At 45.7% G+C, this 13,577-nt stretch carries 15 protein-coding genes and 1 pseudogene; 1 reads left to right on the forward strand and 15 read right to left on the reverse strand.

The genetic code is table 11. From position 1 onward, the window contains the following. Window positions 1-22 precede the first annotated feature (22 nt). The 12 genes and pseudogenes from DWX91_RS01135 to DWX91_RS01190 all read right to left on the reverse strand — a co-directional run bounded on the left by DWX91_RS01135 (window position 23) and on the right by DWX91_RS01190 (window position 9,823). On the reverse strand, window positions 23-937 hold the full coding sequence (locus DWX91_RS01135) for a hypothetical protein (protein WP_243098938.1): 915 nt from the start codon (window positions 935-937) through the stop codon (window positions 23-25). Window positions 938-1,074: 137 nt separating this feature from the next. Next, window positions 1,075-1,505: pseudogene (locus DWX91_RS01140) on the reverse strand (N-acetyltransferase). A gap of 55 nt (window positions 1,506-1,560) precedes the next feature. Beyond that, on the reverse strand, window positions 1,561-2,151 hold the full coding sequence (locus DWX91_RS01145) for a nitroreductase family protein (RefSeq protein WP_118538172.1): 591 nt from the start codon (window positions 2,149-2,151) through the stop codon (window positions 1,561-1,563). A gap of 29 nt (window positions 2,152-2,180) precedes the next feature. Beyond that, a complete protein-coding gene (gene sfsA / locus DWX91_RS01150) occupies window positions 2,181-2,855 on the reverse strand; it encodes a DNA/RNA nuclease SfsA (protein ID WP_118538174.1) in 675 nt (224 codons plus the stop codon). A gap of 207 nt (window positions 2,856-3,062) precedes the next feature. Beyond that, complete coding sequence (locus tag DWX91_RS01160; protein ID WP_243022027.1) at window positions 3,063-3,857, reverse strand: hypothetical protein; 795 nt, start codon at window positions 3,855-3,857, stop codon at window positions 3,063-3,065. 53 nt (window positions 3,858-3,910) lie between these two features. After that, the gene (gene tnpA, locus DWX91_RS01165) at window positions 3,911-4,321 is read right to left on the reverse strand and encodes an IS200/IS605 family transposase (RefSeq protein WP_118469513.1); all 411 of its coding nucleotides are present in this window, start codon (window positions 4,319-4,321) and stop codon (window positions 3,911-3,913) included. Between the two features lie 284 nt (window positions 4,322-4,605). Then, window positions 4,606-5,559: an L-lactate dehydrogenase gene (locus DWX91_RS01170; protein ID WP_022359991.1), complete on the reverse strand. Its 954-nt coding sequence runs from the start codon at window positions 5,557-5,559 to the stop codon at window positions 4,606-4,608. A gap of 479 nt (window positions 5,560-6,038) precedes the next feature. After that, window positions 6,039-6,683, reverse strand: a complete 645-nt coding sequence (locus tag DWX91_RS01175) for a cysteine hydrolase family protein (RefSeq protein WP_022359990.1) — start codon at window positions 6,681-6,683, stop codon at window positions 6,039-6,041. A 17-nt stretch (window positions 6,684-6,700) separates the two neighbouring features. After that, window positions 6,701-8,029 (reverse strand): TRAP transporter large permease, encoded by a 1,329-nt coding sequence (locus DWX91_RS01180; protein ID WP_022359989.1) that lies wholly within the window; start codon window positions 8,027-8,029, stop codon window positions 6,701-6,703. Then, a complete protein-coding gene (locus tag DWX91_RS01185) occupies window positions 8,026-8,376 on the reverse strand; it encodes a TRAP transporter small permease (protein WP_207664024.1) in 351 nt (116 codons plus the stop codon). Before DWX91_RS01185 ends, DWX91_RS01180 begins: the two co-directional genes overlap by 4 nt. Beyond that, complete coding sequence (locus DWX91_RS16910) at window positions 8,352-8,558, reverse strand: hypothetical protein (RefSeq protein ID WP_207664025.1); 207 nt, start codon at window positions 8,556-8,558, stop codon at window positions 8,352-8,354. Before DWX91_RS16910 ends, DWX91_RS01185 begins: the two co-directional genes overlap by 25 nt. A 140-nt stretch (window positions 8,559-8,698) precedes the next feature. Then, window positions 8,699-9,823, reverse strand: a complete 1,125-nt coding sequence (locus tag DWX91_RS01190; protein WP_243022040.1) for a C4-dicarboxylate TRAP transporter substrate-binding protein — start codon at window positions 9,821-9,823, stop codon at window positions 8,699-8,701. A 288-nt stretch (window positions 9,824-10,111) separates the two neighbouring features. Between DWX91_RS01190 and DWX91_RS01195 the strand changes: the two genes are divergently transcribed. Beyond that, window positions 10,112-10,771, forward strand: coding sequence for a GntR family transcriptional regulator (locus DWX91_RS01195; protein WP_107000626.1), 660 nt, complete (start codon window positions 10,112-10,114; stop codon window positions 10,769-10,771). A 104-nt stretch (window positions 10,772-10,875) separates the two neighbouring features. On the opposite strand, the gene DWX91_RS01200 is transcribed toward DWX91_RS01195, so the two are convergent. From DWX91_RS01200 to DWX91_RS01210, 3 genes are all read right to left on the reverse strand, one after another. After that, the gene (locus tag DWX91_RS01200) at window positions 10,876-11,466 is read right to left on the reverse strand and encodes a class II aldolase/adducin family protein (protein ID WP_118471348.1); all 591 of its coding nucleotides are present in this window, start codon (window positions 11,464-11,466) and stop codon (window positions 10,876-10,878) included. Further along, window positions 11,463-12,707 (reverse strand): Tm-1-like ATP-binding domain-containing protein, encoded by a 1,245-nt coding sequence (locus DWX91_RS01205; RefSeq protein ID WP_118538176.1) that lies wholly within the window; start codon window positions 12,705-12,707, stop codon window positions 11,463-11,465. The genes DWX91_RS01200 and DWX91_RS01205 overlap by 4 nt, the downstream gene beginning before the upstream one ends. A gap of 103 nt (window positions 12,708-12,810) precedes the next feature. Then, a complete protein-coding gene (locus tag DWX91_RS01210) occupies window positions 12,811-13,554 on the reverse strand; it encodes an N-acyl homoserine lactonase family protein (protein ID WP_243015217.1) in 744 nt (247 codons plus the stop codon). Window positions 13,555-13,577 lie beyond the last annotated feature (23 nt).

Consider the following 13,577-nt stretch of genomic DNA (forward strand, 5'->3'; position numbering starts at 1 on the left):
GTTACCTTAACTTATCTCTATATCAAAACATGCCCGGCAGTTTCGCCGCCAGGAATAATCCAGCACCAAATGAGATCAGATTGGCCACAAAGGAATACAGGATATAATATGCATCCTCCTTTTTCTTTTCTGATAGCCTCTTAAGAATTGTGCAATACAACACTGCCTCCAGAGCAAATACAATCAGCTCAAAAAGTACATAGAAAAATGTAAATGCAAGAGGGCCGGAATTATAATTAATCACATTGAGCAGCACATTTAAGATAATTTGCGTAATAATGTTGACAACAGCCAGAATCAACAGCTGTTTTTTCTGTCTGAAACCAAACAGCAGCGCCACCAGCATTTCGATTAAAATAGTAAGGACGATCCTTGCCCCAAGAGCCAGCATCTCCTGCCGGTAATTATACGAACGGTAGGCCTCAATCCGCTCATTGGTACTCAAATCATCATTGTATTCCACCGAACCGATATCCACACCATCCATATCCACTGTATAATACGTATCAAATGCATAACGAGCATAAATTCCACTGGATACAAAGGTTTCCGTTTCCGGATAATACAGAAGAATCTTAAAATCACCCGGCGGATAATAGGTCCATGCAAGCTCTTTGCTTTCACTTACCTTCCAGCTCCGCTGCAGAAAATAGTATCCATCCGGATCCTTGTAATTCACAAAGATCTTCCAGATACCAGGATCCATGTACTCTTTCTGGGCACTCTCCGTTCTTCCATCCCAGGCACTTGCCGGACCAGTAGATTTCTCCTTCGACAGCAAAGTTCCATAACAGAGCTCATCCCCCATATGCTCAAACTGAATCCGAACAGAGGCCTTTGGTCCCATATCGGCATTGACTGTCATCGGAAATGCTGAAACTGCCATTATCATACACAAAAGCATTATAAAAACAAGACTGTATTTTCTATTTTTCATACCAAAAGTCTCCCTTCAGATATTTTTTTCTGGTGAAGAATCTCATCGGCATTCTTGCTGCAAAATACTACATCCAATGGGAATCATCTTCCATCTTGTAAACAAACAGGCGGTTCATCCCCTCCTGCCATGGGTATTCAAATTCCAGACGATTCCCAATTCATCACATATTCTTTTTCTCTTGTGAATTCGTCCATCTCTTCACTCTGAATAGTAAATCCTTCTCGTTGATAAAAAGACATTGCCCTGACATTCTTCTGGTATACCTTTAACTGTAATCTGTCTTTTTTATCCTTGATGTAATCCAACAATATTTTACCTATGCCACGTGACTGCATTTCGTCAGAAACAAAAATACCTTCTATGTATTCATCATTTATTCCTATAAAGCCTTGAATCATTTTATCATCTTCATACACATAGACCTCCGCCTGTGGCAGCAATTCCTTCACAAATTCATAATTACTTATCCAGTATTGTTCGGAAATAAAAAAATGTGCCTTCAGATTGGTCTTCAACCATATGTCAGCAACTCTGTTATATCTGCCTTCTGCAACTTTCTAATCATAATGATTATTCTCCATCCAACCTGATTATAACACGATTAACTCATTACGATTTACCTATCTGTACTCAATAATTTCTTCGAAAGGTTTCCTTGGTCTTTTAGCCGGAGCTTCATTGGCAAAGCCGATCGCAACAATTCCTGTCAACTGGCTGTCTGTTCCGATAAAATCCATCAGCTCATTATAGGCAAAACAAGTATTGGCAATCCATAAGGTGCCCAATCCATATCCCGTTGCTGTCAGAATCATATTTTCAATCGCCGCACCTATGGACAGTGAATCACATATTTCAACAATTCGCTTTTCATTTTCAATGCTTGCAAATGGAGTATGCTGGTTGGTATTAAGCACTGCTATAAGGCATGGGGCCTCCTGCATGATTCTAACGGTATTCTCAGCATCCGGTATGGCAAATGCCCATTCCGGCATAAGTTCATGGGTCATTTTTTCTGAATTTATACCATGACGCATGACATCAACCAGTTTATCTTTTTCTTTCCCCTGATATACAATAAATTTCCAAGGCTGCCTGTTTTTAGCAGATGGTGCAAGGGAAGCACTGTATATGATCTCGTCAATTAACTTCCTTTCGATCTCATCTGGCTTATATTTTCTTATACTTCTTCTATTCTCAATTTCACGTATCATAGATTTCTCTCTCCTTTAGAACCTTGCCCTCAAGACTCATCTTCTCCTATGATTTCCAACCTATCCATCCCAACATGACATTTCAGGAAAAGCACCTCAACACCTGCTGCCTTTGCCTCGTGAAGTGCAGCGCCAAATTCGGGATGCGTTTCCGTATTCGGCCTGACTTCACTAATGCCTTCCATTTGAATCACAAATGCTATCAAACATTTATATCCTTGTCCGCACGCAGCTGCAAGTTCCTTTAAATGCTTAACTCCTCTTTCCGTCGGGGCATCTGGAAAATATCCAACTCCGTCTATCTCAAGGGTGCAGCCTTTGACTTCCATTAGATATTTTTGCTTTCCTTTTTCCATATAGAAATCCAGCCGGCTATTTCCAAAGGTATACTCTGGTTTAATAGAATCATACCCCTGTGTCATCAGCCATTCTTTTACCACTTTATTCGGTGCCTGAGAATCAATGTTAACCCATATCTTATTCTTCTTAACTGCAATCAAATCATAGCGAGTCTTTCGATTTGGATTCTTTTCTATGCAATCTTCCAAAATCACTTCCGCCCCTCGCAGCAGTAATTCACGACAACGTCCCGTATTCTTTACATGAACCGATTCTACCTCTTCCGAGCCATCAATCTTTACCCGCGCAATAAAACGATTGGGACGTTCTATGAAAATTGCTTTCACTATCTTATCATATTTCATGTGACGTTTCCTATTATATGTACTGAAACATTCATTTTACACGATTGGATTCACTGACAGCGGCCTGTGCTTTGCAGTATAATAATCACAATCAATTCGAATAACAGTGAACTACTCGGTAACTAAGTTACCAAAGCATCTGAAATCTGGTGGGATACCGCCTTTTTTCAGGGTGCGTCCATGACACCACTACCGCTTACCTTTCGGCTATACAGCTACTTTTATTATTTCTGGATTCTTTAGTCCGGTTACGGACAGTTCTTTCTGTTTTCCGGATACGGAAAGATGTTTACGCAGGATATTAAATGCTCCTACTGCATCCGCATTATATCTTACTCCATCCGTTATATACATGCCCCGCTCTTTTCTGTTTGATGCTTCTGCATATCTTTTTGATATTTCTGGTGAAAACGGGCTGCACTGGCTGGTATCGCTTTCCAGTTCTGGTTCTTTGACCTCATAGATAACGATAAGGTCACATTTTCCATCTTCCGGTGGATAGATCCGCAGTTGCTTTATGTGATCCATGTTCCTGAAAATCTTATTTTCAAGATATAGAAATTTTTCATGAATCCCGTAAGTTTCTTCCATGTAGCTTTTCAGATCCTTTGACAGAGACAGCCGTAATTGGCCGGAACCCTTCTCGTGCCGGATTCCCATCTGCATGTAAGTGATCGGTATATTGTCCTGTTTAAATCGCGGAGGATTTGGCACTTTGATCCCGCCGGTCTTTTTAAGGGCATAAAATGATTTCCAGGCTTTATCCAGCTGCTTGCAGGTCTCCTGCGCTGTCTGGGACGGAAGCTGTCTATACCACAGATCTCCTTTATGCGCTTTCTTCTGATAATACCAGTCAGGATACTTCTCCAGCCCCAATTCTTTATATCGACGGCGTTCATAGTTGCAGACATTCCAGAGCTTGGAAGCAGCGTAACACATATGCCCTATAATATTAGAATATTCCGGCCGGATATTGACCGATGTTCTGTGCGACAACAGCATTCTCCTCCCCCTTCAGACAGCCATGCATATGAATATTTACAATTCACATTGAATTAATACGACTTGCTCTGATGTTCAATATAACGGCGAATATTTTCCTCAGATACGGATCCGATCGTTTCCACATAATAGGAATGGTTCCACAGTTCTCCCTTCCACAACTGGTTTCTTATTTCCGGAAAACGTTCGAATAATTTCCTGCCTGTGATCCCCTTCAGATACTTGATAATGGCTGTTATTGACAGCTTTGGTGGAGCTGATACAAAACAGTGAACATGATCACCTTCACCACATTCAAATAAATGAACGGTAAAACCTTTATCGTCAGCTATCTGCTGCACGAGTTCCTGTAGGTATTTCTCAACTTCTGGGGTTAATATCTTCCGTCTGTATTTCACCGGCCAAACCATATGGTAGTTAATATTACACACGCAAGTTCTATAATGTATCAGATTTCCTTTCATACATATAGTATATCATATTGAAGTGTAATACGCAATTATTATTCGAACATATTTTCGTTTTTATTGTATGCCGGTTACGGCATTACCATCAAAGGATGAGAATTATTATACTATTTGCATTGTGCAGATATGCACACTCCTGCGCTTTCATCTCGGTAATTGAATTGCCGAGGATTCCCGCTTATTGTCCTAAAAGATGGCCTTTACTGATAGAAAAGAATTTTATAGTAAAACCGATTGGTTCAGATGGGCTGCCGTGCCAATGTACGGCAGCCCATCTGGCATCATTCTATCAGCCCTTTCGCTACCTCTTTCAGTTTCTTAGCCGACTCCACCAGCTTCTCCGCCTCTTCCTCACTCAATGCAATCGGCACATGCGTCTCCACACCCCCGATTCCCACGATCGCCGGCATACTCAGCGTGATGTCTTCGATGCCGTACTCCCCGTGCATCATCGCAGACACCGGCAGAATCGAGCGCTCATTGCGGACGATACACTCGCAGATACGTTTTACCGACATCGCAATTCCGTAATACGTCGCCTGTTTTTTCGAAATAATCTCGTAAGCACTGTTTTTGACCTTCTCCGCGATCGCGTCCATCGCCGCATCGTGGTTAAAATGCCCGCGCATCTCGCAGAAATCGTTCAGCGGAATGCCCGATACATTCGTACTGCTCCATGCCGCGATCTCGCTGTCCCCGTGCTCACCGATGATAAACGAATGTACACTCCGGCTGTCCACGCCCAGGTGTTCGCCCAGCGCATATTTAAGCCGTGCCGTGTCAAGCACCGTACCCGAACCGAGCACCCGGTTCTCCGGCAGCCCGCTCAGTTTCAATGCCACATACGTCAAAATATCTACCGGATTCGATACGATCAGCAGAATCCCGCCAAAATCGCGTTTTACAATCTCCGGGATGATACTCTGATAAATTGCCGTATTCTTCTGCACCAGGTCAAGCCGCGTCTCCCCCGGCTTCTGGTTCGCCCCCGCCGTGATAATGATGATCGCCGCATCCGCCGCATCGTCATAGGTACCTGCATAAATCTTCATCTGCCCCGCAAACGGAATCCCGTGCGCGATATCCTTCGCCTCGCCGTCCGCCTTTTCCATATTAACATCCAAAAGAACCAGCTCCGAAAACAACCGGCTCTGCATCAGTGTAAATGCCGTTGCTGAACCCACAAATCCGCACCCGATGACTGCCGCTTTTCTTGGATTTACCTCTCTGCTCATACGCTCATTTCTCCTTTTTTCTCCGGCTTATACTGCATGTCCATATTTCTAGCATCCACTCTCTGCATATGGACAAGCATGCCTCTAGTCTCTCCTGCCATTCATATGTATTGTGCCGCTTACAAGAAGGAGTATACATGCTTTGGGACATTTTTTCAGTTGTTTTAACAACGAAAATAGAAACTACAACACTTTCTGATCATCCGACGACAATGTGATCTACCAACAAAGAGGCGTTTCCATCATGTATTTTTCCGTACAGTCCCGCTGCTTCGATTCTGCCGAAATCTATTTTCACTTTGCATCACAACAGGCAGAGTTCTTCGTAACTATCTTATTTATGTAAAATTGAATAAAAACATGTAAAATCAACATTTTCATCGATAGACAAAAAAAGTCCCACGAAACTGCTACTTCCGGCAATCCCGTGGGATGTTTTCGTTTTTTTATTTCAAAGCTCTGCCACGCTCACATTCTGGCTACTCCAGCGCCTCCAGAAATTCCTCATGGTTCATGACTTTTCCAATCTTCGGGAAAATCCATTTTTCACAGAAATCCTGCTCTTCCTGCGTATCGGTCGCGGTGCAGTCGTTGATAACGATGACACGGTAGCCCTTATCATACGCCGAACGCGCCGATGACTCTACACACCAGTCGGTATGGAAACCAGTAAATGCTACATACTCGATCTCATTTGCCCGCAGATAATAGTCCAAACCAGTCGAATGGAACGCGTCTAGCGTTTTCTTGCCTTCAACCACCACATCACCCGGCTGCGGAGTCAATTCTTTGATAATCTCCGGTCCCGGTGTGCCGCGCAACCATGCGCCGGTTCCCCAGTCTGCTTCCATATCCATCTCGATTCCACGCAGACCCTCACACGCCGGACCACCCTTTTTCAGCTCTGGAAATCCCGGATCAAACGGATGGAACGGGCAGTAAAAGATTTTTGCCACCTGACCTCGCGCCTTCTCCAGTAAATCCTGAAGATTGGCGATGACATGACGCTCGGCGAGCTGCTCCTTGATGTGGGCGTACATCGTTCCGCCCTCGGACAAGAAGTCATTCTGCGGTTCAATCAAAACAATCGCAACTTTCTCTTTCGGAATCTTAATCTGTGCCATACACTTCTCCTTTCCTATTACATCGCATTCGGCAGGAATAATACAATCTGCGGAATGAAAATACAAATCAAATCGACAATAATGATCGCTGCCAAAAACCACATCGAACCGGCGAAAATCTCGTTGACTGTGATCCCCTCCATGCCATCCATTCCGTACAGGGACGATTTAACGGTAAATACGTTCATGCCAAACGGAGGCGTAATCATACCGGTTTCAATCGCAATGATCATAACCAGACCGAACCATACTAAGTCATAGCCTAAATCTGCCATAATCGGGCACATCAGAGGCGTCGTTAAAAGCAGAATCGAAGTAGAATCCAGGATACATCCCAGTACCATCAGAATCAGGATAAATAATAAAACGATTCCGATCGGCGGGATGCTGAAACCTTCTACCAGATCCCGGAGTACATTGATGACACCGCACATGGACAACGTCTTGGAATATGTGGATGCCGATACCAGAAGAATCAGGACGCTGCCGGAGGTTGAACCTGCCGATAAAAGCGTCTCCCAGAACTCCTTGCGGTTGAATCGCTTCCGGAAAATCACAATCAGGAAAGCGCCGAACGCACCGACTCCGCCTGCTTCCGTCGGAGTGAAGAATCCACACCAGATACCTCCGAGGGAGATGATAATCAGAAGAACAATCGGCCACGGACGCAGCACAATTTTCCAGAAATTTTCTTTTTCATACTCAGTCAGCTCCTCTACCTCCGGAATATAATCCGGTTTGATATGTGCGACCGTCAAAATGACGATGATAAATGCGATCGTCATCAGAATACCCGGCATAACCGCCGCCACAAACAACTTGCCGATCGATACGTCCGCCTGCGAGCCGTAGACAATCATCAGAAGACTCGGAGGAATCAACATACCTAAGATCGCAGAGCCAGAGATCGTTCCCAGCGCGATCTTACGGTTATATTTCAGACGAAGCATCTGCGGAAGTGCAATTTTCGTAAAAACAGCCGCTGACGCAACCGTAACACCTGTGATAGCTGCGAAAATCGCATTGGCGATAACCGTCGCGATTCCGACGCCGCCCCGGACTTTCTTTAATAAAAGGCTGGCTGAATCATACAAATCCTGGCTGGCGCCGGATAAGTTCGCCAGAAGTCCCATCAAGACAAACAGCGGAATAACGCCGAACATATACTGCCGGACCGCGCCCCACGCCGACTGGCTTAGCACGTTCATCGCTGTTGAAAAACGTCCCGTGAAAAGGAATACACTGAGCACACTGGTAAACATCAGGGATGTGCTCAGATGAACACCAAAGAAAATCAGCGCCAGCAAAAGAATCAGTGAAAGTGCTGCTACTGCTCCTGTACTCATTCTGCCTTCCCCCCTTCTGCAAAGCTTTTTCCTGTAACTAATTCATACGTATACTTTATAATCTGGTTGATAAATTCCAGAATCATCAGCGCGGAACCGAATATAATGGAAAAACGCCCCGGAACCGTTGTGATACGGACCGATCCGGCTATCTCCGCTTCATGAATCGAAATTGCATTTAACAGATTTCCCCAGCTTGCCCGGATAATAAATGCATACACCAAAACACCAATCAGCGCTGCTACAATATCGATCACATGTTTTCCCTTTACACCGACCTTATCATACAGCATAGTTGTCCGGACATGGGCTCCCTTAACTGCTACATACGGATCTCCAGAAAACATACGATAATGATAATGCTGCTGACAATTTCCGCCGTTCCCGCGAACGGTTTATTTAATATCAATCGGCTTAGAACGTCCGCTGTAATCAGAATCATGATTCCAAATACTGAGATCGCTGCAATTCCATCCATAATACTCAAAAAACGTTCCAGACACCGATCTAATTTTCTAAGGACTGACATATCATCCCACCTTTTCTCTCTTCTGTCTGTTCTTTCTCTGTCTTTCTGAACACATCGGGACATACCTTCGCTGTATGTCCCGATGAACTTTTCACACGGCTCACACTCTCCTCTGCGACAAGCCGCTCCCTTCAATTTTCTTACTCGCTGATCTTCCAGTCGCGTACTCTCTCTACACCCTGAGATTCCAGAATCTCATAATAATCTTCCACGATCTCGGAACCATTGTACCCAGCGTCGTCAAGGCTCTTTACCAGACCATTGACAACATCCGGAAGACTTGCTGCCCATTTTTCCTGCTCTTCACGGCTCAGAGTTGTAACGGTACAGCCCTGCTCTTCCAGTGCTTTGATATCTTCTTCGTGAATCGTATTGATATACTCAGACTCATAGTCCAGATAGCCCTCGCCAACCTCGGAAATGATGTTCTGTACATCCTCCGGCAGGTCATTCCAGGTATCCATATTGACAGTAATTGCATTGAACGGAACTACGTTGAAGTTTGCGTCCAGATAATACGGCGCTACCTCATATACCTTTAAGTTGACACAGGAATGGGTCGGCTGAATCGTCGCCTGACATACATTCGTCTGTAAGTTCTGATAGGTATCATTTAAGGAAGTCTGGACGCCGACTGCACCAGAGCCCTCGATCCAGGAGAGGTTGATGCCTGCCGCGCCGATCTTCATTCCGTTTACATCTTCCAGAGACTTAACTTCTTTCGTGCTGAAGAATCCATACGGATCCGATACACCGATTCCGACGAACTTCTGGTTGTAGCTGTCTTCATAAATCGAAGTGAATTCCGGATATTTCTCATACATCTGTTTGATCGTCTCTGCCACAATCAGCGGATCGGAGCAGGAGAACGGCATACTGTAAACCATATCCTGTAACGGAAGTCTGGATGCCTCAAATACAAGAATCGTACATCCGATATCGACCAGACCATCCTGCACGCCCTGCAACTCATTTCCCAGGGAGATAACAGAACCGCCGTAGGATTTAACCCAGTCGATCTCATAATTTGTCTCTTCACTGACTCTCTCCGATACATTTTTCACAAAATAATCTTCCAGCGCTGTGATCCATGGGTTGGATTCCGAATGTCCGGATCCAATTCGAAGTGTAATCTTTTCTTTTCCGCTGGTTGCTTCTGCCTGTTTTTTATCGCCGCCTGTTGTACTGTCTGTTTTCGCGGATGACCTTCCACCGCATCCCGTCATTGCCGTCATTGCCATTATCGCTGCTAAACCTAATGCCACAAATCGTCTTCTCCTCATGTTCCTTCTTCCTTTCTTTTTCTCTTTTTCACGTTCTGCGTTTCTTTTTTGTTTCGCCTCTCCGTTGGACACCGGATATTGGATACAATTTGATACTATTACTCTAACACCACCTGTCTGTTTTGTCAATAAACTTTCTTATATAAACATCATTCTGTACAGTTTAAACAATATTTTAGTTTCAGATTGGATACATTATCCAATTTTATTGCTATTCCTTTTCTTTTCGGTTATAATAATCATAAAGAAATTTAAAAGGAGCCATGGTTTATGGATCAGACACAACCAATTATTCAATATACAACCGTTTCCGACTCAGTCTATCTCTGGGTCAAAAATGCAATTATTCAAGGTGAGTTTAAGCCAGGCGAACATATCGCCCAGGAACGCCTCACCAAAACACTTGGAGTCAGCCGCACCCCGGTCCGCGACGCAATCAAACGTCTGGAAGCAGAGGGACTTTTGATCACGAAACCGCACTGTGGGGCAGTCGTATTCCAGCTCTCCAAGGAACGTCTGACGGAAATCTACGACATCCGTATCCTGATGGAGCAGTACTGCGCCGCCAGAACCTGTATCAGGGCAAGTGATGACGATATCCGCCAATTGGAAGAGATTAGTTTAAAAATGCTCGATTTTTCCAATAATTCGAAGGAATTTATGCAGCTGGACCGCCAGTTTCACACCCGGTTCTGTGAGCTCTCCGGCTGCGACGACACCGTTGAGATCCTGCAGGGACTCTGGAATAAATGTGATTCCTTCAAATCCATCTACTACTCTCTGGAGGGACGCATCAACGATACTCTGTCCGAGCATGCAAAGATCATCCAGGGACTGAAAAACCGCGATATCGACGCCACCAAACAGGCGATCTACGGTCATCTGAAAGATGTTGTCGAATGTGTTGGACGCCAAGCCAATTTTTCTTAAAGACAAAACACCTACCAAGCATCGACAGCCGTATAATTACAAAAGGCGATGAGCGCAGTTCCTGTCTCTCTGCGTTCACCGCCTATTACTTTTTTCTGCTTTTCTTATCTACCCGCCAGCAGCGAAATCTGCGCCGTCTCCTCGACAAGTTCCGCCAGATAAGCTGCCTCGCGCATCGTCCCTGCCACCGTCACCTGACCGTGACCGCGCAGAAGGAATGCATTCATCTCTTTATTTTTCCGGAACTCTTCCAGAATCATCGGGAAATATTCCTTCGGAACGGCATACGAATGGGTGTCAAACACCGGCACATTTCCGCCCAGCTTCATTTCCGAATGGTGCGTCGAAAAATCAAGCGTCTCATGCTTATCCGCCCATGCAGTCGCATATGGGGAATGGCAGTGCATGATCGCGCACACCTCCGGGAGCTCCCGGTAGATCGCACCGTGCAAAAGAGCTTCTTTGGATGGTTTCCGATTGCCCTCAATCAAGTTTCCGTCAAAATCCGTCACAACAATTGTGTCCGCGCACACCTCGTCAAACGCCACATCCGTCGCCTTCACAAGCATCCAGTCATGCCCTGGCGCACGCATACTCAGATTTCCGCCGTTGCTCATCTGATAGCGGAGCTGATAAAATTTGTGAGCCGCCTGTTCCATCGCATCGCTCAGCTCTTTGTATTCCTGATATTTCATGCGCTCTCCTTTCTGCTGCCCTCCGCTTCATTCAGCAGCGCTTCCATCTCCTGTGCGCAGATATCCGCAAATTCAGGATCACAGAAATTCAGATCATACGCTTTAAACACAATCTCCGGCTTCAGATCCGCCTCGAAAATCTGACGCATCTTCTGAATTGTCTCCGGTTTATAGAAAAATTCACCCGGATAACTCATTGTCCGCAATCCGCCCATCGGGAGAATGACCTCCGTTTTTCCCTTGGAACGATTCAGTCGTTCCACGATCGTGTGTGTAATATCCAGAATTTCGCTCTCATACAGGCGCGTATGTGTTAAATCCTGATTATGCCATACGTACCCCCGATCTTCCTCATCTTTTAAAAGTTCCTCTTTCCTCAGACACGCAAAATCAATGCCGCCCGGGCAGATCAGCGCCGGGATCCCCATCTCCGCTGCCGCACACAGGCGGTTATCCGCACCCTTGCTGTATCCGTAATCGCCCAAATATTCCGCTGTCATCTCATGCAGTGAGAGATCCATAACGGCTGAAATAACGCCCTCGCGGATCATCGACTCCATCACCCGGCCGCCGATTCCGGTCGAATGGAAGCTGATCATCTTTCTGCCGCGCGCCGTCAGCTCGTCGGATGCCCGCATCACGGTATCATTCGTAATCCCCATAAGCGTTGTCGCGATATATTTTTCCCCATGTGTATCGATCCGTTTTCCCCCATATGTCACCATGCCAATCAGGGCGCTGACTGTATTTCCCAACACCGCCTCATTAACGGGGTTCATACCGGCAAAATCAACGATCGACGGAACCACCATGATATCTTTGTCGCCCACAACCGTGTCAAAATACCGGTATCCGCTGGCGATCGTGGAACAGATAATCTTCGGAAATCCGATCGGAAGCAGCCGCAGCGCCGCAGAACACATGACCGTATTCTGCAGTCCGCCCATTCCCATCACGCCGTCAATCTTTTTCTCCCCGACGAGTTTTAACAGCATCTTGGAAATACTCTCCGTCATCGCTGCGATCGCACCGCTCTTGTCCATCGCGTGCACCTGCTCCCAGGTATAACCACCCATTGCCAGAATCTCCTCCCGGCTGACATCTGCGCGCATCGGAATATGCGGTCCCGTGCTGACATCGAGTATCAGCGGACTGTTTCCGCTCATTTTTATTTTTTTCTGTACAAACTGTACTTCATGATATTTCGTGTCACAGCTTGCAATTACCCCAACCACTGCCATTTTCTCGAAGTCTCACGAACTTCTTCTTTCACCTGCCTTTCGTCTTAAAGACCAAGGATCGGTGTTTTCGAAACCCGATCTAACATCTCGCGGTCATGACAGGTCAGAATCTTATCCAGACTCTCTGCCCGGGCTTTGATAAGCTCGATGCTCTTCCAGGCGGAGACAATATCTGAAAACCGGTTCGGAGGCGTAATATCATAATGAATCTCTTCGATCGGTTTCGTATTATCCATAATGAAAATTGCATCACCGCAGCAAATATATCTGCCGCTGCCGTGTCGATCTCAACCGACTGATGCCCGATGGAATGTCCCGGCGTCTCAAATACGCGCACTCCCGGCATGACCTCTGCCTCGCCTTCTAGCAGTTCCATCTTGATTCCCTCAAATGGGCGGGTAATGCCAAGCTGCGGCGCCTCGTATGATTTGTAATAGAGCGGGATTGGATCCATCGCAAATTCGTATTCCTTCTTGTTTACATAAAATTTCGCATTCGTGAATTTATCCATATAGAAGCAATGATCCCAGTGCAGATGGGTAAACACTACAATATCAATATCCTCCGGTTTATATCCGATCTTTGCAAGCTGATCCGCGATCGCCATGCCCTCCGGCTGATATGATCCATGATGGTGGTATTTATCGGCGCGCTCTGTGTATGCCATGCCTGTATCCACAAGCAGCAGTTTGTCTCCGCCCTCTACCAGATACGTAAAAACTGGGTATTCTTCCTCCCGATCGGAAGCATCGGGATAATATGCCACCGTAGAATGGTGGTAAAGATACTGTTTCGGAATCATCGTCACGAAACCAGTGTTGATTGGTCTGATTGTTAAGTTACTCATATCGGTACCTCCTGTCGCTCGTC

The sequence above is a fragment of the Clostridium sp. AF22-10 genome (assembly GCF_003478725.1).
In the GTDB taxonomy this organism is placed as follows: Bacteria; Bacillota; Clostridia; order Lachnospirales; family Lachnospiraceae; genus Otoolea; species Otoolea fessa.